We start from the raw sequence: 24,101 nt of genomic DNA on the forward strand, positions 1-24,101 counted from the left end.
TTTGTCTATATTTCTAAAACACAACCACTCGTGATTCACTGCTGTTGCCTTTATAGTCCTGATTGATCATGTGCACCAGCTTTGTTTCTTTGGGAACAGAGACTTCAAAGGCACCATTGGAACCCGTCTTTAGTGTCACTACTTCTGCTCCTTGAGCATCCTCTACCAATACCATGCTGTTTGCCTCCCCATATCCTTGGATCGTACATGTATTCGCTGCTACAGAAATATGGGTGATCTCCAGTCCTTTCGGCGGTGTTCTGTCCGCATTGACGACTTGAACGTTGCCAAATTTCGTAAAGGTATAATTTTTGGACAACAAGGTTTTAAACCCGATTTTTGCCCCTAAGGTGACTTTAGCTGTCTCATCGCGCTCTGCTCTATATTGAATTGATTTGTTTTGATCCGTTTTCGTTTTCAGACTGTCTACTCGCTGTTCGCTGCCGAATCCATAAAGAACAGTTGGGTACGTAATATGTGCATTGGTTTCATTTTTTGCGGTAAATGACAACTCATAGGTTTCTCCTTCTTTCACTGGAACATCTTGACCAACAGCACCTACATTTCCTAACCCTTCATTGTAAAAGCTGACACCCTGCTCTTTCTGAAAAGCGGTGACTAGATCACGTTTTCGCGCTTGCTTCAACACAAATTCAGCGTGTTTGTTTCGGTTTAACGGGTTGGTACTGAAATTTCGGTTGTCCGTGCTGGTTTGCCACTCGTTAAACTGGCTAGTTGTAAACTCAAAAGTTGGATTCTTCAACAAGTTGACATCTGGTGCTAGTGCTGCATGTTTAGTGTTCAAGTTAAAAACCGTCGTCAAAAAGGATCGGACAGTTTCGGTGTACAGTGACTCATTGACTAAAATCGAGTCGCCATGCTGTGCTCCAGGCACTGTTAATTTTTCTTTGTACCCAATGGCTTTATCAAACAGTTGATCATGAGCTGCTGGTGGAATAAACCAGTCATCACTCCCATGAATAAAGAGCTTAGGAACCCCGGTTTTATCCACACTGTTGATTGGAGCCACTTGGTAGAGATCCATTCCTAAAATGGGTTTTGTCTTTGTATCGTTTAATTGTCGAATCAATTTATTGGTTTTTGCTGGTGTATCATATTGGCTCAGCAGTGGAATATATTTGAAATAGCGTGTGAGCAGACCCAATGTATCAATGAACTGCTGTTCTATCGAAGCATAGCCGCAGTCTTCAATATAGGCGATCACATTCGGATGCGGTGTTTCTTGTGAAAGCATCGTTGTCGCACCGCCCATCGAAACCCCGGTTACAATGACTTGCTGCTCAGGTTTGTTCTGGACCTCTTGGTCAATCCAACGGTTCAGATCCTCTTTTTCATAGTGCCCAAAGGTGATGTATTCTCCTTCGCTTTTGTTGTGAGAGCGTGTATCTGGCAGCAATACATTGTAGCCTAAATCAGAATACAGCTTTGCATGCATCAGCATCACATCGGATTCTGCCCGGTACCCATTATGGAGCAGGACGGTTTTATTTGATTGATTATCAATGTATCGAGCATACAACAGCAGGTTTTTACCAGTCGGAATGTCATAAACCGTTTGTGTTCGCTCAGATGTGTTGGTTAAGCTGTTGAACCAGCCTGTATATGTATTTCTTAACTCGTCTGAAATGACCGAGCCTTTATTCTCTCCTGCCGCCAAGTTCGTCAACAAGTCGAACAATGGACTCTCTCGCTTGAATCCAAAATCAAAAGCCAAACTAACGAGAGCCTGATCTGCCACATCACCTATCAACCCCCGGGCTTTCGGCTGCTGATCGATGTAATCTGTCAGGTAGTCCTCGATATAAGCAACTACTTCTTCTTGTTCAGCTGACAACTCTTCACGTTCTTCAGGAAGTGCTTCCTCGATCAATGGATTTGAACCTTCCACTGTCGGCTTCGCTTCTGACACAGCGAAAATCCCAGACTCTACTTCCTGATAAGCTTCTTGTGCCTGCCCAATGATGGGCCATTGTGTACCAACAACTCCCATCACGATAAGACCCTTTACTAATTTCCCCTTCATTCAAACTCCTCCTTTTTACTCCAATCACAAAAGCGGATTTTTTGCCCGGTTATCCCTCAACAACTACCCGCTTTGTTCGACTCAAAACTACTTGAATCTTACTGGAATACTCTTTGTTTCGTCAATCTAATAAAAGGATGGAGAATCTGTATAAAGCCTGATATATCAAGCTTTCCTTGAGATCGTCTTTGCTTTCTGAATTCAAAACTTTTTCCCTTGTTTTTGCGAGATCTGCGCAAAAAAACGAGACACCCTTGTGCCTCGTTCATAAATCGCTCATTAAGAGTGATTTTGTGCGACTTGTTCAGCTTTAGCTGTCCCTTGAAACTTCAATAAAATCATTTTCGTGATCTCCATCAATAAGACTGCCGCCAATGCCAACAGCATGCTGAAGCCGACATGATTCAGGGTAAAGCTTTCTGGAATTGCAAAGATTTCCCGTACTCCAGGTATCAAGGTCACACTGTACAGCGCACCGCAGACCACGATCGCCAGCCACACCATTTTATTGGCAAAAAATCCCGCCTGCCAAGAGGTTTGTGTATTTGAACGAGCAGGCAAGGTTTGGAAGGTTCTGCTCCAAATCAAGGTGGAAAACGCCATGGCGATTCCGATCTCAGCAGACTCTTGCATACCCAACCATTGAGCAAAGATCACGGCTGCTGCAATCAAGATCCCTCGATAGGTCACCGAGCTCAATGTTCGACCAGTGAAGATGCCTTGATCAGGATCTCGTGGTGCCCGGCGCATGATCGTCGGCTCCGCTTTTTCCAATCCTAAAGCGATCGCCGGCAACGAATCGTTCACCAAGTTGATGAACAACAGCTGCAAGGCAGTGAACGGGTTACTCCAGCCCATAACCAATGCGAAGATGATCGCAATAATCGCGCCTAAGTTTCCGGCAAACAAATAGGAGATCGCCTTTTTGATATTGTCGTATACATTTCGACCAACCTTGACTGCACTGATAATAGATGCAAAGTTATCATCTGTCAGAACCATTGCAGCGGCATCTTTAGCAACGTCTGTACCGGTTCCCATAGCGATCCCAATGTCTGCCTGCTTCAAAGCCGGTGCATCATTGACGCCGTCTCCAGTCATGGCAGAAATTTTGCCTTTGCTTTGCCAAGCGCGGATAATTCGAATCTTATTCTCTGGGGAAACACGTGCATAAACGGTCACCTTTTCTAACCGTTCCATCAGTTCCTCTTCAGTCAGCTGATCCAATTCTGTTCCTGTCAGGGCTAGATCATCATTGGTAAAGATCCCAATTTCTTTAGCGATCGCTACCGCAGTCGTTTTGTGGTCGCCCGTGATCATGACCGTCTTCATGCCGGCATCTTTGGCGTCACTGACAGCTTTGAAGACTTCTTTCCGAGGCGGATCGATCATAGCCAGCAGCCCGACAAAAATCAAGTCCTCTTCATCTTCAAATTCCAGATCCCGATCGGCGAGCGGCTTATAGGCAAAGGCCAGTACGCGCAATGCTCGTTCAGAAAATGCCTCATTTTGATGTTGAATCTGCTTCTTGTATTCTTCCGACATCGGTACGACCTCGCCATTCAACAGGACATGACTGCTGCGTTGGATCACGATGTCTGGTCCGCCTTTCGTCAGCAAGATTTTTTCGCCTTCAATCTCATGCTGGGTAGACATTAATTTCCGATCTGAATCGAACGGCAATTCGTTGATCCGCGGAAATTTGTCGCGTAGTTCCTGGTAGGGTTGATCTTGTTTGTTGCTGAAATCGATCAAGGCTACCTCTGTCGGGTCGCCTATTTTCGCTCCGTCTTCAGCAATCGCCGCATCATTGGCCAACACACTGATCTCAACCAGACGACGTTCATCTTTGCTCCAGCTCTCAGGTGATTGGGAAAATTCACCACTCTGACCATTCGGCAAATAGAAATCCACAACCGTCATACGGTTTTGCGTCAAGGTCCCGGTTTTATCCGTACAGATGACACTGGTTGATCCCAATGTCTCAACAGCCGGCAGCTTTCGAATGATGGCATGTTCTTTTGCCATCTTTTTCGTTCCTAAAGACAATACGATCGTCACGATCGATTGCAGTGCTTCTGGAATAGCTGCTACAGCGACTGCGATGGCAAACATAAACGCATTGACCAAATCAGCCGTCAAATCTCCAGAACCGTCGCCCATAAAAATTCGGATGACCTGTACCGCAAGAATGATGAAAGACAGGCCTAAAATGGCTAAGCTCAGCTTCTTGCTGAATCGATCCAGCCCTCGCTGCAACGGTGTTTTTTGTTCAACAGTCGTCTCTAAAAGCCCGGCAACCTCCCCGATCGCCGTATCATTTCCTGTAGCCGTTACTACAAATCGTCCACGGCCATAAGTTACGATCGTTCCACTATAAACCATGTTAATACGATCCCCGATCGGTACCGTTGCTGTGATCATTTGAACTTCCTTTTCAGCCGGAGTAGATTCGCCCGTCAGCATCCCTTCATCGACCTTCAAGGATCCTTCTTCCAACAAACGTCCATCCGCAGGCACATAATCTCCTGCTTCTAGCAACGCGATATCCCCAACGACTAAATCCTTTGCCAGAATCGATTGCTCTTTTCCTTCACGAATCACATTTGCATCCGGTGCAGAGAGGTTTTTCAGCGCAGCCAAGGAGCCCTCGGCCTTTTTCGTTTGGATCACACTCACAACCGAATTCAGCAGCAGGACCGCAAAGATGACCAGTGATTCAACATAGGCCCCCATTACCAATTGGACTGTCGCTACAATCAGCAGAACGATCACCATTGCATCTTTGAAGGTCTCTAAAAACAGCTGGATACTTGATTTTTTAGGGGCTTCCTTTAACTGATTCGGCCCGTTCGCAGATAGGCGTTTTTGAGCCTCTTGCGTGGTCAATCCTTGGTCAGAGGTTTGCGTTTCTTGTAAAACTTCCTCTAGCTTTTTTTGATACATTTCTTGTGTCAATCACAATTCTCCTTTTTCCTGTTTCTCCTTAAGATAGAAAAAGAGACCTAAGACAAGCGATCTTGTCTTAGGTCTCACCATTTCAAATAATACCAGCAGATCTTCATGATCTACTTACTGTTGACATTATTACAACGTGCGTTGCTGGTTACTCCCCTAAGGAAATATTTTATTGTACCTCCATCGTATCGAAAAAGGACCGACTCCGCAATAAATGCGCTCAGAGGACTGGGAATCCTTAAACATTTCGAAGGATCAAATAGAAATCCCACTTTGGAAGCATCTTTCGCTTCATTCGTTGCTTATTTTTTCCAGTCATTGACTTGGTCGGGATGTGCCTTCACCCAGTCCTTAGCAGCATCTTCGGGGTTTTCCCCATCATTGATCGCCAGCATAACATCCTCCATGTCTTTTTGCGTCCAATTGAAGTTATCCAAGACATTGTAGGCGTCTGGTTGGTCTTCCTTCAAGCCTTTGCGGACAATCGTGTGGATCGTTTCTGCCTGACCCATCGCCCCCTTTGGATCTTCCAAATATTTCAATCCATATTTAGCAAACATCCAGTGAGGCGACCAGCCAGTGATCACGATCGGCTGTTTAGTTTGGATAGCTTGTCCTAATGCAACTGTCATGGCACCGGAAGAAGAGGTAGCCACGTGCCAATCCGCAAGATTTGGGTATTCCTGTACAGTCTTCTCAGCCGCATTCACAACGCCGGCGCCTGGCTCGATTCCTGTGATGGTTTGGTTGGCTTGGTCACTCAGGTCCTCAATGGATTCCACATCCATGTAATCAGGAACGACTAATCCGACCTTGGCACCCTCCAAGTTGACACCTAGATCTTCAACTTGATCTTTGTATTGTGCATATTGTGCTTGATGCGTATTCGGCAGCCAAGCCGAGACCATGCCGTCAGATTCCCCGTTCACGACAGATTCCCACATGATCGCATTGTCGAGCGGTGTCAAATTGACATCATAGCCCATTTCCTTCAAGACTTCACCGACCACATGAGTAGAGGCAACCTCCGTATCCCACTCTACATAGGACAAATTGATTGTTCCTTTTGAAGCTTGATTATTTCCATTTAAGGCAAATGCGCCTAAAAGAAGGAGTACTGCTGCTGCAGCGGCGATGATTCCGCCGATCTTTTTACGACTTGCGGCTGTCTTTTTTGCTTGCTGCTTTGGTTTATTAATGTTTTGGGTGAAACGGTCAACGATGATCGCCAAAATAACCAAAGCCAATCCATTGACAAAGCCATTTCCTACCTGCGCTCGCTGCAAAGCAGACAACACACCGCGGCCTAACCCAGGAGCACCGATCATTGATGCGATTACGACCATCGATAACGCCAGCATCGTTGTTTGATTGATTCCCGCCAGTATCGTGCTTTTAGCCAGCGGCAATTCCAATTTGAACAGCTTTTGTCTTCCTGTTCCACCAAAGGAATCCGATGCTTCCACCAACTCTTTAGGAATTTGACGAATCCCCAAATTGGTAAAACGAACTGTCGGCGGCAAAGCAAAAATCACGGATGCGAACACGCCTGGCACCATGCCGATTCCAAAGAAAGCCACTGCCGGAATCAAGTAAACGAATCCAGGCATAGTTTGCATAAAGTCTAAAATCGGTGTAATGATGGTTTTTGCTGTTTCCTTTTTCGCCATTAAAATGCCTAACGGTACTCCAATAATGATCGAGAGAACACTGGATAAAAGAACCAGCGTGACAGTACTCATCAAGTCGCTCCATAACCCTTGATTGTAGATGAATAGCAAGCCGATCAGTGTAAAGAGGGTCAGCCCCCATTTTTTATTCGAGATGAAAAATGCTGCTGCCGTTAAAACGACGATGAACAAAAGCGGCGGAATCACAGTCAGCAGTCCCGTCATGCCGTCCATCAAAAACTGTCCCCCATGCTGCAAGGCAGAGAAAAATCCGGCAAAAGTGCGGGTCAGCCAATCCGTGAAGCCTTCTACCCAATCAGCTACTGGCAAGCTTTGTTGTAAAAAATCAAGCATCGACTGTCACTCCTTCCTCTTCCTGATGATCCGCTAATGATTCAAGCACGCTTCCGCGAATCACGACACCTTCCAACCGATCGCCTTCAACGACTGCTAAGGGTGTAGGGGAATCGAAAATCAGATTGAAAATATCTGTAACTAGCATATCTTTAGGAATCGTTCGAACATTTTTGTCGATCACGTCACTTAATGGCAGATTCTTTCTGCGGGCTTCTAAGGCACTGTCTGCCGTAAGACTGCCTTTTAATTTTCGTTTGCGATCGACGACCAACAGCATGCTGACCTCTTCTTTCCGCATTCGATTTAATGCAACATTCGGACCATCGACTTCAATATTGGCCGTTAATGCTGGCACCATAATATTTTGTGCTGTCAACACTTTCGAACGGTCGACATCTTCAACGAAATCTCTGACATATTGGTTGGCTGGATGAGTCAGAATCTCTTCTCCTGTCCCGATCTGCATGATCTGTCCATCCTTCATCAAAGCAATCCGGTCCCCGATACGCAGCGCCTCATTCAAATCATGGGTGATAAAAATGATCGTCTTTTGAACGTTTGACTGCAGATCCAAAAGCTCATCCTGCATCTCACGACGAATCAATGGATCGAGTGCCGAAAAAGCTTCGTCCATCAAAAGAATCTCTGGATCATTGGCCAACGCTCGAGCCAAACCGACCCGCTGCTGCATTCCGCCAGATAATTGACTTGGAAATTGATCCTTAAAGGACAGCAATCCGGAATTATCCAATGCTTGTTCTGCCAATTGTTGGCGCTCTTCCTTTGGCACTCCACGAACTTCCAATCCGTATTCTGTGTTTTCCAGAATCGTTCGGTGCGGAAATAGACCGAAGTTTTGAAACACCATATTGATTTTATGCCGACGCACTTCACGTAATTCTTCTTTGTCCATCTTTGCAATATCTTGTCCGTCAATATAAATTTCTCCACTGGTGGGATCAATCAATCGGTTCAGCAAACGAATCATCGTTGATTTCCCACTGCCGGAAAGTCCCATTACCACGAAGATCTCACCTTCGTTGACTTCAAAACTAGCATCATAGACCCCAACAGTTGCCCCAGTTTTTTCTAGGATTTCTGTTTTGTCTTTATTTTCTTTGATCATGGCAAGTGCTTGTTGCTGGCGTTTGCCGAAAATCTTTGTTAACTGTTCAACCTTTACTTTACTCAAGGTCCTTTTCCCCCTTCTTCAAAAAGTGACCATATCAACTTAACACCCTATGGTCACTTTTGTCAAAGAGATTGCTGAAATTTTTCAGAAAAGAAGCTGACCCAAAACTCTTTTGACCAAAGCAAAAATATGAAAATCAGGGGCCCTTAAGCCCCTAAGAGGGTCTGGATTACCTGATTTTATCCGTCATTTGTTAATCGCTTATACAACTTCCTAAAACTGTGCGCAAGAAAGACACGTTTCATTTCTCAATGAACTTTTTCTTTGCTTCGTACATACATTCGTGTGAATCCTTAGTTTTGACTGCTCCGAAAACAGGGCCCATATCGCTGTTTCAATCGTCAAGAATTTCTTTGTTTTGGGTATAGCGTGTATTCCGTTCGATATACTCCTGAAAATACTTAGCGGTTTGATGATGAATAGATTTTTCTTGGCGGAGCTCCTTTCTTTTGGTTACATCTAGCTTTTCTTCGTTGGTTTGACCCAAACACGTTTTCTTTTTTAGTAGAAGCTGTTGAATTTGGTGGAGTTTTTCAATAATCAACGCGCCTTTCATCTGTCGAATCATTTCGCCAGCGCTAGTCAAATGGAGATCATTCAATTAAGCCTAGTTGTCTCAGCCAGCAGTGTAATCATGACTTCCTTAGTATAGTTACCCTTTGTTTTCATAACTAAACAGCGGGTTGCGTAGTTTGGTTAGATTATAATCGAGGAGAAATCACAAAAAGGCTAAGCTTCTGAAAAAGTTGCTCAGCCTTTTATAAAGAATATCGTTTATTTGCAGCTCTTCTACTGGTTCATTCTTTTTACACCAGCTCTAACAATTCCTCTAGTTGATTAATCACCACGTCGGCGGCCTCCTGATTCATGGGAAACGGCTGCTTTAATGCTGCTGTATACAAGCCAGCGGATTTTGCCGAAGCTATTCCTAATGTAGAGTCCTCCACCGCCAAATTTCGCTCACACCCCAAAGCCTCTTTACTTAGCAAATAAATCTCAGGATGCGGCTTGCTTTCCTGCAGTTCTTCCCCACTAATCACAAAGGAAAAGTAATCCCTCAGCTGGCAATCCTCCAGCATCAAATTAATTTCGCTTCGCGGTGAAGACGAGGCCAACGCCATCGTGATGCCTTGACTCTGCAAGGTGCTTAGCACTATTGGAACAGAGTCTCGCAATGCCTTCGTAAAATCAATTCGATTTTTATCGCGAAATTCCGCGTACTCACGACGGAGCATATAGCGCTTTTGGTCATCGTCTGGTACCAGCATTCGCCAGGTTTGCTCCTCGCTTTTGCCCACATAATCCTTTAGTTGAACAGATCCTGGGCGAATGCCTTTGGCTTGAAAAAAGTCCATCCGCCGTTCGAAGTAAAAGGTCTCGCTATCAATCAACACGCCATCCATATCAAATATTACTGCTTTTTTCACGGTTTCACCTATTCCTTCACAATGTCGTTTAGTAATCGCAGCTCCAATACTGGCAGCTCAATGGTATATTCTTTTTCCACTTCCTTGAAGGCCTGGTGGATCAGCTCCATGTTTTTTCCCTCCCGCTGTACATATTCGTCGATGTCCTCCTGCTCATCCACCGTTTCCTTACGCAGGATTCGTTCGATCATAGAGCAACAGTGCATGTACAGTAAAAACAACTGATTGTTGGAGAATTCAATGGCCATCAATTGCTCCAATTCCTTCACAGCCTTTTGCACCAAGCGCAATACCTTAGTAGCATCCAAAATCGTTAAATTCTCGACAATTTTATTAATCGAGAAATTGAAGATCAGCTGACTCTTCAAGGTTTCCGCATCCAAATCCACCTGGTCCTGCAAGAGCTCTGCAAATTCCTCAACAGCTTCGCCATTAATCAACTGGTCCAAGCCAATATAAGGAACCTGATTAATTTTCGGATTTTCTGTCCCCACAATCATCAGCACATCGTACAGCTGAAAAGGAGCTTCGTATAATTTATTTTCCAATAGTTTTTTGTAATCATACGGAACAATCGTTAAATCCTTAGCCGCATCCCCTAAACACTTCTGCAAAATTTCTTGAATTTGGGTGGCACTGCCCATGCCGGTGTAGCAGCAGGTGACTATTGCTTTTTTCTTGTTGATCTCTGGAATAATCAGCTGCTTTTGAATCCGTTTTTCCACAGTGATCGCTTCGTAAACTTCCGTAATACTGTCGCCTTTAACAATGTGATCCCCCACCTCCAAAACTAGCGGCGTACTGACATTGTCAATAATCACCAGCGGACTTTTGATATGCTTCGACAGCCGTTCCCCCAATTGATTGAAGGACCCCATGTCTACAAGCAAAATTAGTCCGGAATCGGTTCGATAATCGTTAATATAGCGAATAATTTGTGCTTCTACCTTGTCCAACGTAATATTAATCGGCATGTCATAAGCTTGGAAAACATTTTTCCCCAGCATGCGATTGACTACATTAGCCAGACTGCTGGCAGTAGAATAGCCATGTGCCAGCACAATGCTCTTAACATCACTAGGCAGATCACTAATTTGCAAGCTATAAAAATAGAAGGTGACAAAGACAATGTCTTCTTCAAATAATTGCTGGTCCAGCTGCTGAGACAAATGTGTCAAAAGCTTCTTGGCAAACCAGTAAGGACTTTCCAATGAACCGTTCAAAAACTCAATCAGCTCATTTTTCTGTTCCTTCCATTCGTAATGGCTGCCTAAAATATCCTCGTTGTCCTTTAAATAAAGATAACTTGCCAAGGAGACCACTCGATTGCCGTCTTGTTCAAAGCCGTAGCTGTCATACATCATGTCCAACGACTGGCGAATATGATAGGTCAGCACCGAATAAAAGGATTCTTCCTTCTTGTAGGTTTCCTGGAAAATAAATTCATCCATCATTTGCGTAACTCGGTCCACCATCGTATCAATAAATCGTTGAGTCAGACTTTCTTTTTGCTGGACTTTTTTAAATTCCGTCAGCATCTCGACAAAAAAGCTCCGCAGCATTTGGGTTTCCTTACTTTCCAGCTGAGTTTGCTGGGTGGTATTAGGCAAATAGCGTCGATTCGGTAATTGCTTCTTGGGCTTGCTGAATTGCTCCTTGAACTTCAGACTGTATTCCAGCGGCAAATCCCGCAGGCGGACCTGTACAATGTCGCTTTCCTTTTGATGAACATAGGCATTGCCGCAGGCGTATTTGATGATGTTTTTGATTTTCCCGACATTGCCCTCCAAGTCACTATTTAATAAAAAGTCGATCATTTGATAGCTTACCTGCAGCTCCTTGTCCAAAATATCGCTTTCGGTAATGAAGAAGGAATCAATCAAGCGCAGCCGCTCTGATTGTGGGCGGTTTTGGAATTTCGGTAAGGTGACAATCACGGGCAGCCGGCGTAAAAAGGTTGGCAAAAAGGCCGAATACACATTTTCTGTCGTGGCAAAAATCAGCCGAACCTGCGCCTTTTTACGAATACTGGTGTCCCCCATCGGAGAGAATTCGCCGGTATCCATAAAAGTAAACAGCTTTTCTTGCCCTTCATCACTTAAGCGATGAACCTCATCTAAAAACAGAATCCCGCCATCGGCCTTTTCAATCAAGCCGCTGTGCTGTTGATCTGCTCCAGTGAAGGCTCCCTTGGTATGTCCGAATAATGCCGAAGACAACAGCTCCGGATTATTATAATATTGCGCACAATTGTAGGCGATAAAAGGAGCGTCGGCTTCAATGACCTGTTGTTCCTTGGCATACTCGTGAATCTTTTCAGCCAAAAAGGTTTTTCCCGATCCGCTGACACCCATTAGTAAAATCGGCAAGCCGTTGTGCGGATAAAGAACCGCCGTCTTAATCTGATCCAGCGCTTCCTTCAAGCTGCCATTGGCACCGATAATTTCCTCTAAGGCATTGCCTTCCTTTTGAACAAAAAGCTCATCCAAGGAATCATACTCATTTTTGGTCAAAAAAAGCTCCGCATCCTCTAATGCTTGCTTATGTAGAAACAAAACAGGGTAACTTTTAATTTTAATCAGCTCTCCATCACGAAATGCCTGGTTTAAGTAGCTGCTTATGGTACTGCGATTCAGCTGCAGTGATTCAGCGATCTGGTGGGCCGAAAATCGTTCTTCCGATCCCTCCTTTAGATTCATAGTCAATTCATACAAGTACTCATCCAACTCTTTTTTCATTTTTTTCACCTGCTTTGATCGTTTTTTCGTACCTAACTCTACTGTAAAACATTTTGACCACAAACGGAGCATTTTTTTAACAAGGCGAAAAAACCGAGACAGCTGTCTCAGTTTTATTCGCAGAAGGAACGCTTCTTCTAGTAAGAAAGCTTCCACATATAGCGGCGTTTCGTTAATGGATGCTCTCTCGCAATTGCCAGCTCTTCCGCATACACCCGGAAGACTGCTGTGATGACAAATGGGTTGAAGTAATCCAAAACTTCTTTTTCGATGTGGGCAGACAAGCCGTAATCCAATGCATCGACGACTTCGGTTTTCGCATCAAAACGATCCAAGAAGGCTAAGGCACGAGAATCCATCGAACGTGTTTTGCCGTCATTCATAAATAGGATAAATGGTACATTTTTGTCGGTAATTTCAAATGGCCCATGGAAGAACTCACCCACATGGAAGGTGCCTGAATTGATCCATTGCATTTCCATCATTAGACAAACCGAGCTTGAGTACGCAACTTCGTGGGTCGCCCCGCTACTCATAATGTAAATTACTTTGTCATCTTTAAAGCGTTGTGCAAATTGCTTCGCCATTTTACGAGCGGACTGTGCGCTTTCTTCAGAAAGATCGTAAATTTTAGCAAAGCCGTCCATCATTTTGTCATAATGTTCATAGCCTTCGACTTGATTTAGCAGCTCCACGGCCAACTGTAAACAGTAGCCTGTTTTCTCTAATTTTGCTGCGTAGTTTTCAGCAAAACGATGATAAATGACATAATCTGCATCTTTTGTTAACGGTGAATCTACGCTTCGTGTTAAACTAATAACAGTAGCGCCTTTATCTTTGGCAACGGCATTGGCCTCAACTGTTTCTGGAGTTGCACCTCCAAGAGACGCTGAGATAACCACTGAGTGTTCATTCACGGATGTTGGTGTTGCAAAGTTGAACTCGTTGGCTGTGTAGTGACTGATACGTAATTGTTTTGCATTTTGGTCTAAAAAGTATTTTGCTGGATACAAATCTGCTTTTGATGCTCCGCAGCCGACGAAGACAACGTGTTTGACCTCCTGCTTGCCAACGATTTCTTGAATAATTTCCTTTGGTCCCATAGTTGAATTCATTTGTTTGAATTCCTCCTTGTGATTTCTTTTTTTATTTAGAGAAACAAATCTGCCTTGTTTTCACTCCACAGAAGTGCTTCAGCTATCCTGATTAAACGAAAATTCCTAATGCACTCAAAACAAGTCCGCCCACAATACAAATCAATAGCATAACACTGGTGTTGACCTTCTTTTGCAGCAGCCAATACATCAGCATAGTCAATGCAAATGGCAGCATTTGCGGCATAATGGTGTCTAATACGTCTTGTAATACAAAGGTTTCGCCAAATTTCAACGGCGTTGTGATGCCAATCATGCTGGCAATCATCGCCCCAATGACCATCAATCCGACAATTGAACAGACATACATTACCCGGTCCATCAAACCGCCTTCATACAGCTTGGTTAAATATTTATTCCCCATGTTATAGCCGAATTTCCCGCCATAATAGGTCACCAGAAATGACGGAACAAAGGAAATAATCATGGCTAAAATCGGTCCTAAAATACTGCCCTGCTGTGCTAAGTTAATTCCCAAGCCGAAAGCCAAGACCCGAACAGTTCCTTGGAAGAAAGAATCCCCAATCCCTGACAATGGACCCATTAAAGAAGTTTTTACTGAGCTGATCGTTTCAGGGTTAAAGCCTTCCTGATCTTCGTAATACTGTTCTTCCATTGAAGCCGCTAAGCCTAAAACAAAGGCACTGGTTTGCGGGGTGCAGTTGTAGTACAGCATGTGACGCTGGTAAGCTTCTTTTTTCAGCTCGCTGTCTTTAGGATCACTGTAAATCCGATCCAAGGTTGGCGCAATCCCGTATAGGAAGCCCATGTTCATTGCCCGTTCGTAATTCCACGAGTCTTGAATTGCCCAAGAGCGCCAGAAGAACTGCCAATACTTTTTGAAATTTGGATCTTTTTCTTTTCCCATTTTTTTAGCCTCCCTTTATAAATCGTCGAGCGGATCTGGTTCTTCCATTTGACCGCCACCACCGCTGCCGCCAGATTTACTTGCTTCAATTTGATACATGACAAAGGCTACGATGATCGCAAACAATGCCACACCAGTAATTCCCAAGCCTGAATATGCCGTAATCAAAAAGCCCAGCAGCAAAAATGGCATCATCTTGATCGACAACATGGTTTGCAAAAGCAGCGCAAACCCGTAAGCCGGCAGGATTTTACTTGCCAAGTTCAAGCCGTCAGTGATCCATTCAGGAATCGCTTCGACAATTGACTTCACTAAATCCGTTCCAAAATAGACTGCTAGGAAAACTGGAACAAAATACATTAATGAGTACAAAATCGTTCCCCAGACAATGTGGATATGCTGCGCACCTTTAAACTTACCTTCCTCAATCAGTGAATCGGCTCGGTGAGTCAAGCTGGCCAAAACCGTTCGCATCAAGATCCCTAGAAGCTGACCTAATACTGCAATCGGAATCGCAATCGTCAAGGCCGTTTCCGCATTGGAACCCGATAAAATAGCAAATGCCGTCGCAATAACTGCCCCCAACGTCATATCAGCTGGTACAGCTGCCCCGACTTGAACAACCCCCAATGAAATCAATTCAATTGAGGCACCAACCAACAACCCTTTTCCTAAATCTCCTAATGCCAAGCCAACCATCGTCCCCACAATTAACGGACGTTCAAAATTCAAACGACCCAGCAGACGAGAATCCAACATAGCAAATACCGCAATCAACCCTAACACTATTGATTGTACCAACATTTAAAAGCCCTCCTTTTTAAAGTAATTTATTTAAATCCTCCGATTTAGAGGTTGGTATCTGTTGAATGTACTGCTTGATGCCCATCTCTTTTAATTTTTTTGCTTCCGTCTGTTCTTCTGAATTTAAGAAAATCGCACTGCTGAATTGCTTAGCGTCGCCGGTTTTTGGAATACCGCCATAGTTGATTTCTTTAATCTTCGGATACGTTTCACAAAAAGCTAATGTTTCTTTTGTATTGCCAAAAATCAGCATGATGTTTTCCTTTAAGGTTTCTACCTTGGGCATTTTGCTCAGGGCTTCCTCTACGGTAAAAATGTTCAGTTTTACTCCGGTGGGCTTCGCCAAATTTAACGACATCTTTTTGAAATCATCAGTGGCTGCCTCATCATTCACTACAATAATTCGATTAATCCCCATCGACTTGGTCCAAGAAAATACCACCTGTCCATGCAATAAGCGATAATCAATTCGCGTTAGCTTAATCATAAATCGTCTCCTCCAATATTGATTTTTTCTGTTAACAGCTGCTTGCAGTCGATCAGCCCTTGACGACTTTCTTCCACAATGCCTTGCATTTGTTCTGGCGATATTTCAGTTGGCTGCGTAGCAATTGAAATAACCAGCGGTAAATTCATACCGGTTAACAAATGAACTTCTGGATGTGCCCGTTGAATGACCAACAAATCATTATTGACACTCCCACCAAAAATATCTGTTAAGATGTAGACCTGCTCACCACCTAGTTTACTTAGTAATTTTTCTACTTGTGTTTTGATCGGTTCATCTTCGTCTCGAAAAGCCGACAATGCGAAAATATTGCCATCATCGCCAATGATCATTGAAGCTGTTTGTTTCAACCCTTGTGACAATTCTCCGTGACTGGCTAAAATAATCTTGTTCACGCTCTAACCTCCTCATTTCAACTTACACTTTACTATAAGCAAGCTGCGTGCCAACTTTTGCCAGACCAGGCTAGCCCCCGTCACAGCAGGTTTTTGAAAACGGTATCAACACTTTAATGATACCCTGTAAACAGTATGGAAACAAAGTGTTGATTAGAATTCAGGTACAAAAAAAGAAGACCCACGATTCCTAGTCAGATTCATCGGTCTTCTATCCTTCTACCTATTTATAAGGTGCTTTCCACATATAGGTTCGGGTCATATAATCCTTTTTAATTTGGTACGCCAGCTCCCGCATAAATACATTGTTCAAAATCGGCGAATAAATCAGATGATTGAAATGTTCGCTGACACTTGGGTCAAATTTGTCGACGCCGATTTCTTTGGCATCCAAGTAAAATACTTTTTTGCCGCCAAATTGATTTAGGAAACGAACCGCCCGCTCATCATTGGACCGGCTGCGGCCTTCACTAACCAGCAAGAAAACAGAAGTATCTTCATCAATCACTTCAAAAGGCCCGTGGAAAAAGTCGCAGCTGTTAACCGTCGGCGAATCAATTTGCAGCATTTCCATGATATTGCAGATGGAGAAAATGTACGCCGCGCCAAAAGCTGGTCCGCTGCCCATTACATGGATCGAGGTTGACTCCCGGTTTTGCATACTCCATTTAATCGCTTTTGGTCGGATATCCAGGACCGCTTGGCGGTAAATGGCATCAATCTTGGAAAATTCGGCCAATGCCGTTTCCGTCTGGTCATAGCCTTCCACCTGATCCATAATCAACATCGCAAGCTTTAAGCCGTAAGCCGAATTGGTTTTAGAAAAGTCACTCTCATCTAAGGCTACCGATTCGTATTTTACTTGGTAATCGCACAGCTCCGTCAATTCTGATTCGTCTACATACAAAGCGATCGTTGCGGCGCCTAGCTTCTTCGCAACCTTAGCTGCTTCAATCGTTTCAGCTGTTCCCCTCATGGAACAAATCACGGCTACCGTGTTCTCTCCCACGAAGGATGGTGGTGCTTTAACAAATTCATTACTAGTAATATTCTTCGAACGGATTGTTTTTGCTTCCTGATCAAGAAAATAATGGGCTGGATAAAACCCGCCATGACTGCCGCCGGCTGCAACCCAAACCACCTGCTTAATGCCCCCAACATTTTGCTTTGCTTCACTAATTGCTTCGATGATTCCTCTGGTTTCCATTTGTTTTCCTCCTTTTGACTATCAATGACCTCTGTCATTCGATAGAACGAGTATAATACAAGATAGAAACTAAAGTCAATACATGTATAGAACATTATTGAAAATTCATCCTATAGTTGAATTAAACTTGGCTTTTATTTATAATAAAAGGAAGGATGGTGAAAGCCAATGGACCAAAAAGTTGTCGACACAACCAAACCACTTTACATACAAATAAAGGAAGCAATTTTACAGCAAATCAAAGACAAAAAATTAGCCCCGGGAGACAAGCTGCTGTCAGAAGCGCAATTTCAAAAGGAATTCAAGGTCAGCCGCATCACTGTGCGAAAAGCAATTGACGAGCTGGTGACCGAAGGCTATGTGACGCGCCTGCAAGGCAAAGGCAGCTTCGTTAAACGTCAGAATCACGACCGCCAAAAGACGCTCTCCCTCACACAAGTTTGCCAAGAGCAAGGAAAAAAGTTAACCTCGGAGGTACTCTCTGCGAGCAAAGCTGCTGCGCCAGGAAACTTCGCTGACCTATTTGCAACAGACAGCCTAATTGAAATTCAACGGATGCGCAAAATCGACGGCGTTCCTATTATGCTGGAAAAAACTTTTTTCCCAGCAGCTTTTGATTTTTTATTGGCACAGGATTTGACCGGTTCCTTGTATCAAATCTTAGAAGATCATCAGATCGAACCCGATTACAAAGGATTGAATCAAGTGGCGATTAGTCAGCTGACGGATGAAGAAGCCAAGCTTTTTAATGTGCAAAGCGGCATTTCAGTCATTCATCATACGGGAACTGTCTATGATGCTGCCAACCAGCTGGTACTGGCCTCAGAAGAATTGGTGCGGGTGGATTTGCCCGATTTGTTTAAGTATTATTTGTAGAAACCTCCATAACCGCAACTAAAATCAAGCGGCACCCGGCAGATTTCCTTATAGTAATTGTAGGGTGGTTGAAAGAGGTGAAACAAATGTATGAATGGCAGCAGCAAATCCAACAAATCGTAGACGAAATTGACAGCTGTATTCATCATTACAATGATGAAGCACTGACCTTGCGTTTTCTGTCTCGCAAGCTGGGGTATTCGGAGTTTTATACCACACGTAAATTCAAAGAAATCACTGGCATGCCATTTCGGGATTATTTACGGCGGCGTAAATTGGCCTTTGCCTTAAAGGAAGTGCGGGATAGCGAGAAAAGTCTGCTGGATATTGCTTTCGAATATGGATTTTCTTCTCACGAAGCGTTTACCCGGGCGTTCAAGAATACTTACGGAATTGCGCCTAGTGAGTACCGCAAAAATCCAAAACCAGTGGTTCTTCGTACAAAAATTCATGCCTTTGACCGCTACTTTTTAGGATTTGGAGAGATAGGTATGATCAAAACAACCGACGATCTGAAGATTTATTTTGTCACTATTCCGGCCCACAGGTTCCTGCATGTTAGCAATAGTGAAAGCAATGGCTATTGGGATTTTTGGGAGAAGCAGAGCCACATTCCCGGGCAGGATTGTGATACAATTTCGGGTTTGCTGGACAGTATTAAAGGCAAACTGGATGATGACGGCGGCAGTGAAGCTAACAGCGGCAGCGGTCAGCTGATGGCTTATCTAAATGATCCCAACGGCCGACTTTGTGATTGGGGATTTCCGCGGATTGAGTGTTACGGAGTCCGTTTGCCGGCGGATTACGCTGGAGAAGTTCCTGAACAGATGACCTTAACCGATATTCCTGAAGCAGAATATTTAGTCTTTGAACATGGCCCCTTTGATTATGAGCAGGAAAACCGCAGCATTGAAGAAAAGCTGGAAACAGCGATGGCCTCCTTTGATTTTGCGGGGACGGGCTACAGCTATGATACCTCTGCTGGCAGAATCATCTACATGTATCATGATCCCGAGCGTTATTGGAAATATGTACGACCAGTGAGGAAGACTTCATAAACTTGCTGTAACAATAACAGTAATTGTGACTGTCTTATACCTTTAACGAAATGAAAAAATAGACAGCAGGAGGCTGACCCGTCTCTTAACTAAAGTAAAATAGCCGTCAAAAACTTTTCGACAAGTTTTTGACGGCTATTCTTCTCTGGATAAAAGAAACACTGGTGATCTTATCCTCATAGGAGGGGCTGAATCATCTGAATTTTTTCCGTTATTTGCTAATCGCTTGCACAACTTCCTAAAATTTTGCGCCAGAAAGACAAGCCTATCTCACAATAAACTTTTTTTGCTTCGTACATACAATCGTGTGAAGCCTTAGTTTTGGCTGCTCCGAAAACAAGCTCCACATCGCTTTTTCGTTGTTGGTAGATTGAAAAATGATTTGCCTCTTCCTCAAGCCCTTACCGCAGCAAGGTCACAATATCCTTTTTCGCTGCATTTTTCGCTGGCAGCCAGCTGAAGATTATACCGACAACAATTGATAATCCAGCGGCAAGCAGCACTGTAAACAAGTCTGGCTTCACAGACAGAGGCGTTATCATGCTGATTAATAGGCCGAACAGCATGCCAAACAAGTAGCCAATTGTTCCTCCCAGCATGGTCAAGGTTACACCTTCAAGCAGAAACTGCTTCATAATGTTTCCTTTGGTAGCTCCCATAGCTCGACGAACACCAATTTCTTTGGTTCGTTCCGAAACAGAAATGTAAATCATGTTCATCACACCAATTCCGGAGATAAACAACGAAATACCGCCAATCACGGAGATCAATAAGGTAATACTTGTCAGTAATGTGCGCAAGGTTTCTACCTGACTAGTCATATCTTCGGTTGCATAGTTGCCATAATCACGCCAAACACCCTGCTCTTTTAACATATTTTCCGCATTTTTTGAGACTTGCTCCACATTGGCAGTCGGTTTCATATTGACTGAAATCATGTCATGCTGCTCTGATTTAAAGAAGCGCTCATAGCTGCTTTCTGGTATCTCAGCTGTTACATAAGTATCCTGAGAAACTACGATGGGACCTGGCTGGCGTTCGGGCATAATTCCCACAACTTCAAATAGATGCCCACCAATCGTAATGGATTTGCCGATGAGTGATTCCGGTTCCTTTTCGTTAATGGCTTTAGCAGTGACTTCATCAATTACTACTGAACGATTTTCGTTAATGTGATCGCTCTCCATAATCGGACGGCCATAAAGGACTGGCGTTCCTTCAGTCTTTAGCAGCTTAAAGCTGTTGGCACGATTGGTGTTTCCCGCTTCCTTGATGGATTGTTCCGCATATTTTATACCATTTTCTGATTGGTCGTAGTAATCGACAGACTCTACCCCGTCCAAGGTTTCTAAGCGACTCATGTCTTCTTGAGTAAAAGCATCCAAACCGTTTTCCTCAAAATCCTCATTTTTCGGGGTAAAAGAATAGCCGATACTATTATCAAAGGAATCTAATCCTAGTAATTCTGATGAATATTGTTCAAAGGCACGACCAATTGAAAACACGGTAATTACAGCAGAAACCCCAATAATTAAGCCAATCATAGTTAGAAAGCTGCGACGTTTGTTCTTGCCAATGGCTTTAAGGGCGGTTTTCCAAATTTCACTAATACGCAAACGCTTCACCCTCCTTCACAAGCTCGCCATCCTTTACAGTGATGGTCCGCTGACATTGTGCCGCTGCCTCAGGATCATGAGTAACCATTAAAATCGTTACCTTTTCTTCCTGATTCAAACGCTTGAACAACGCCATGATTTCATCGGAGGTTTTACTATCCAAGGCTCCAGTTGGTTCATCCGCGACAATAAATTTAGGATTTCCAACAATCGCGCGGGCGATCGCCACCCGCTGCTGCTGACCACCCGAAAGCTGTTTTGGCAGTTTATTGTATTTATCCGCAATTCCGACTTTTTTTAAAGCTTCCATAACTAGCGGCTTTGTTTTTCGTTGCTTCATGCCGCCGTATAGCAGCGGTAACGCGACATTTTCCATTACGGTATTGTTTTCAATTAGTTGAAACGCTTGAAACACAAACCCTACCGATTCATTCCGCAGAGCCGAAAGCTTTTCGTCTTTGAAACGATAAGGATTTTCCTGATTAAAACGATAAGTCCCTTCAAACTCACCATCTAGAAAACTGATAGTATTAATGAGGGTGGATTTCCCAGATCCTGAAGGTCCCATGACTGCCACAAACTCGTGCTCATCAATGGTTAAGGAAATATCCTTTAAAACATGAATTTTTTCCTGATCAACTGTGTAATACTTATTGATTCCGGTCATTTCGATCATTCAGCAGTCACATCCATCCCATCACGAATGCCCTTAATATCTTTGATGATTTCTTCGTTTTCTTGCAGCCCTTCTCTCAAGATGTAATACCCGCTGACTTTTTCGGCAGTAATTTGACACTTTTCGGCTTTGCCTTTGTTGACCGTATACACATAATGAACACCGTCTTCTTCGAAAACACTTTGTTCTGGCAAGCGAATTTCGTCTCTTGGAATTAGAATTTCCACCGAATAGCCTACTGGAATTGGCTGATCTGAAACTGCGGTATAATTGTAAGTAACGATGCCCTTCTGACTGTCTTCCTCTGGTTCATTATTCATTTCCGAAATATTGGTCACTCTTCCTTGAACAACCTGACCGTTGCTTACATACTGAATGTCGACTGGCTGTTCCAAATTGATTTTTGATCGATCGTATTCGGTAACTGTACCTTTGATCACTTGTTCTTCACTTTTTAGCACCATGATTGGTTTTTGTGCATCATTTTTGGCATCCTCGTCTAATGAAGTGACTACCGAGTTATGCTCCGCACGAACAATTTCACCCCAACGATACGTCATTAAGGGCGTTCCTTTTGCTACATGCTGTCCTTCTGTTACGTGAATCGTTCGGACAGGCCCCTTCTCTTCATTTACAAAAACAGATTGCTTTTTAACAGGCTGGACCTGACCTTTTAACCGCAAAGGCTCTTGTTTTTTTGCTTCATACAGTTCTACGGGTGTGCCCTCATCCTCTGCAGCCGCCTGTGAACTTTGGTAAAAAAGGAAGCCGGCTGCCGCAACAATCACTATTCCTAAACCAATTAAGATTTTTTTCTTCATACATGTACTCCTTTGATTTTTTTTAATCTGCTGGATTTTTTCCGGCTAGATATGCTCCTACTTTAGCGGATTAACCTTGATTAAACCTTGAATTCTTTTACACACTCTGCTCGATTTGGCTTAAAATCAGCGACATTTCATCAAAATCGATGGTCCATTTGAAATTTTTCAAATAACTGTGGCCAATCGCTGCATCGGATACAAAGCCGTTAGACTGACTTAAGCTTTCCAGCATCTCACCACTGTAGTATTGACCGATGGCGCTGCCAGCCTGAATATTTCCTAGCCCATAGGAAGAAATTGAAACCATGCCTACCTGAAATCTATTGCCGTCCATTCCTGACATCGCAGATTCACTCAGCTGCGGCGTGGGCATTTTTAATAGTTTCATTAAAGATCCTGATAAAATTGGACCATTTCCACCTTTAGTCATTAGCCCTGAGTCCACCAGCATATTCAAATAATTGGTGCGATTTAAGGTGCCTTTGGTATGGAGGTAATGAGTGCCCGCTAATGTAAAAGCTAACCGACCGACGACCTTTTCTCCTGGCTGAATATTCTTCAACTGATTATGTCCAGTTTCACCTCGTGGAACAAGCACCAGTTCACCTGTTTGATTATCGATAGTTGGAATAAATTGCCGCAACACATTCACTCCAATCACAGCGTGAACCTCCGAAACCTCCGAAAGGAATTCCTCCTGCCTATTTTTCAGCGGAATCAGTGTCGTTGGAACGTGATTCAGCTCCACATTTCCCAGCTTCAAGGACTGAGCCCTAGCATAAGCAGCAAAGCCCTGATTACCACCTTCAAATCTGCCTTCAAAATCAACAATTGGTTCTATGCCTAATTCTAGGGCCTTTTCCTGATCTATCATAAGTCCATCCGCTCCCGTGTCAATTACGGCGTTCATTCTGACACCATTGACTTCAATTGGAATGACTGGCGCTGGATCTTTAGCCACAAAAGGAATGGTTTCCTTTTCCAGACCATTCCAATTCATTTGATAAGGTGTTTCCTCACCAAAACTCTCCATCAACTTTTGCAGCGGATCTTTGGCACTTTCTTTTTCATCAATCAGTTTCTGCACTTTTGCATACTGATTGGTTTGGTAGAAAACGTGCCGCAAGCCTTTTTTGGCCTTGTCCGAAAAATCTTTTTTCTTCAATAATGAACGATACAAGGTTTCTGCTTCTTGATAGTTTCCTTTAACATAGTTCAGTCTTGCGGAGAGTTCGATAGCTGAGGGTGAGGGATTCTTTTTGTTTAATAAGGGCTCAATGATCTTTTCCGCATAATCGAAATTCCCCAAGGCATAGAGAGTTTGGGCATAGCTAATCGTATTTCTGAGATCATCCGGTGAATCCTTCAACACCTGCTCCTGTTGCTTCAACTGATTGGAAAGTGCGCCACGAGAAAAATGAATCGGCGGATCAATCGACTTAGTAGACGAGGAAGTTTGATCCGTTGCTTGCTTTTTCTCCTGCTCCTTTGAAGCGCAGCCGCCAAGCAGTGCACCCAGAGCAGCAACATAAAGCATTAATAAAATGACACTGCTTCGAATTATTTTGTTCATCGTTACATTACCTTTCCTATAAATTCCTGTTGCAGCTTCATCCTACTCATCCAAGCTTGATTGAACCTTGAATTTCCAAAACAAAAAAGACTGCAGACAAAATGCTATGCTACCCCTATCTAGGACAAGGAAATAATTAAATCCTAGATAGGGGTA

At 43.6% G+C, this 24,101-nt stretch carries 18 protein-coding genes; 2 read left to right on the forward strand and 16 right to left on the reverse strand.

Translation table 11 applies throughout. The features are described 5' to 3' along the window. Window positions 1-13: 13 nt before the first annotated feature. The 12 genes from NRIC_RS11355 to NRIC_RS11410 form a co-directional block, all read right to left on the reverse strand. A complete protein-coding gene (locus tag NRIC_RS11355; protein WP_146622825.1) occupies window positions 14-2,044 on the reverse strand; it encodes an alpha/beta hydrolase in 2,031 nt (676 codons plus the stop codon). Between the two features lie 279 nt (window positions 2,045-2,323). Then, on the reverse strand, window positions 2,324-4,990 hold the full coding sequence (locus tag NRIC_RS11360; protein ID WP_146622846.1) for a cation-translocating P-type ATPase: 2,667 nt from the start codon (window positions 4,988-4,990) through the stop codon (window positions 2,324-2,326). A gap of 314 nt (window positions 4,991-5,304) precedes the next feature. Continuing rightward, a complete protein-coding gene (locus tag NRIC_RS11365; RefSeq protein ID WP_146622826.1) occupies window positions 5,305-7,026 on the reverse strand; it encodes an ABC transporter permease/substrate binding protein in 1,722 nt (573 codons plus the stop codon). After that, window positions 7,019-8,221, reverse strand: a complete 1,203-nt coding sequence (locus tag NRIC_RS11370) for a quaternary amine ABC transporter ATP-binding protein (RefSeq protein WP_146622827.1) — start codon at window positions 8,219-8,221, stop codon at window positions 7,019-7,021. The genes NRIC_RS11365 and NRIC_RS11370 overlap by 8 nt, the downstream gene beginning before the upstream one ends. Before the next feature lie 806 nt (window positions 8,222-9,027). Beyond that, window positions 9,028-9,648: an HAD family hydrolase gene (locus tag NRIC_RS11375; RefSeq protein ID WP_146622828.1), complete on the reverse strand. Its 621-nt coding sequence runs from the start codon at window positions 9,646-9,648 to the stop codon at window positions 9,028-9,030. 8 nt (window positions 9,649-9,656) lie between these two features. Beyond that, a complete protein-coding gene (locus NRIC_RS11380) occupies window positions 9,657-12,386 on the reverse strand; it encodes a sigma 54-interacting transcriptional regulator (RefSeq protein ID WP_146622829.1) in 2,730 nt (909 codons plus the stop codon). Between the two features lie 137 nt (window positions 12,387-12,523). Further along, a complete protein-coding gene (locus NRIC_RS11385) occupies window positions 12,524-13,501 on the reverse strand; it encodes an SIS domain-containing protein (RefSeq protein ID WP_146622830.1) in 978 nt (325 codons plus the stop codon). Between the two features lie 91 nt (window positions 13,502-13,592). Continuing rightward, window positions 13,593-14,408 (reverse strand): PTS system mannose/fructose/sorbose family transporter subunit IID, encoded by an 816-nt coding sequence (locus NRIC_RS11390; protein WP_146622831.1) that lies wholly within the window; start codon window positions 14,406-14,408, stop codon window positions 13,593-13,595. A 15-nt stretch (window positions 14,409-14,423) separates the two neighbouring features. Beyond that, window positions 14,424-15,212, reverse strand: a complete 789-nt coding sequence (locus NRIC_RS11395; RefSeq protein WP_146622832.1) for a PTS mannose/fructose/sorbose/N-acetylgalactosamine transporter subunit IIC — start codon at window positions 15,210-15,212, stop codon at window positions 14,424-14,426. 16 nt (window positions 15,213-15,228) lie between these two features. Continuing rightward, window positions 15,229-15,699 carry a PTS sugar transporter subunit IIB gene (locus NRIC_RS11400; RefSeq protein WP_146622833.1) on the reverse strand — a complete coding sequence of 157 codons (471 nt, stop codon included), beginning with the start codon at window positions 15,697-15,699 and terminating at the stop codon, window positions 15,229-15,231. Further along, window positions 15,696-16,115, reverse strand: a complete 420-nt coding sequence (locus tag NRIC_RS11405) for a PTS sugar transporter subunit IIA (protein WP_146622834.1) — start codon at window positions 16,113-16,115, stop codon at window positions 15,696-15,698. Before NRIC_RS11405 ends, NRIC_RS11400 begins: the two co-directional genes overlap by 4 nt. A 223-nt stretch (window positions 16,116-16,338) precedes the next feature. Further along, window positions 16,339-17,322, reverse strand: a complete 984-nt coding sequence (locus NRIC_RS11410; protein WP_146622835.1) for a sugar isomerase — start codon at window positions 17,320-17,322, stop codon at window positions 16,339-16,341. 168 nt (window positions 17,323-17,490) lie between these two features. Between NRIC_RS11410 and NRIC_RS11415 the strand changes: the two genes are divergently transcribed. Next, window positions 17,491-18,198: a GntR family transcriptional regulator gene (locus NRIC_RS11415; RefSeq protein WP_146622836.1), complete on the forward strand. Its 708-nt coding sequence runs from the start codon at window positions 17,491-17,493 to the stop codon at window positions 18,196-18,198. An 86-nt stretch (window positions 18,199-18,284) separates the two neighbouring features. Next, entirely contained in the window at window positions 18,285-19,256 is a 972-nt protein-coding gene (locus NRIC_RS11420) for a helix-turn-helix transcriptional regulator (RefSeq protein ID WP_146622847.1), read from the forward strand. 401 nt (window positions 19,257-19,657) lie between these two features. On the opposite strand, the gene NRIC_RS11425 is transcribed toward NRIC_RS11420, so the two are convergent. The 4 genes from NRIC_RS11425 to NRIC_RS11440 form a co-directional block, all read right to left on the reverse strand. Continuing rightward, the gene (locus NRIC_RS11425; RefSeq protein WP_146622837.1) at window positions 19,658-20,872 is read right to left on the reverse strand and encodes an ABC transporter permease; all 1,215 of its coding nucleotides are present in this window, start codon (window positions 20,870-20,872) and stop codon (window positions 19,658-19,660) included. Next, window positions 20,862-21,548 carry an ABC transporter ATP-binding protein gene (locus NRIC_RS11430; protein WP_146622838.1) on the reverse strand — a complete coding sequence of 229 codons (687 nt, stop codon included), beginning with the start codon at window positions 21,546-21,548 and terminating at the stop codon, window positions 20,862-20,864. The genes NRIC_RS11425 and NRIC_RS11430 overlap by 11 nt, the downstream gene beginning before the upstream one ends. Further along, entirely contained in the window at window positions 21,545-22,369 is an 825-nt protein-coding gene (locus NRIC_RS11435; protein WP_146622839.1) for an efflux RND transporter periplasmic adaptor subunit, read from the reverse strand. The genes NRIC_RS11430 and NRIC_RS11435 overlap by 4 nt, the downstream gene beginning before the upstream one ends. 97 nt (window positions 22,370-22,466) lie before the next feature. Then, a complete protein-coding gene (locus NRIC_RS11440) occupies window positions 22,467-23,945 on the reverse strand; it encodes an aspartyl protease family protein (protein WP_146622840.1) in 1,479 nt (492 codons plus the stop codon). Window positions 23,946-24,101 lie beyond the last annotated feature (156 nt).

Origin of the sequence: Enterococcus florum (genome assembly GCF_004309355.1) — a bacterium.
GTDB lineage: Bacteria > Bacillota > Bacilli > Lactobacillales > Enterococcaceae > Enterococcus_A > Enterococcus_A florum.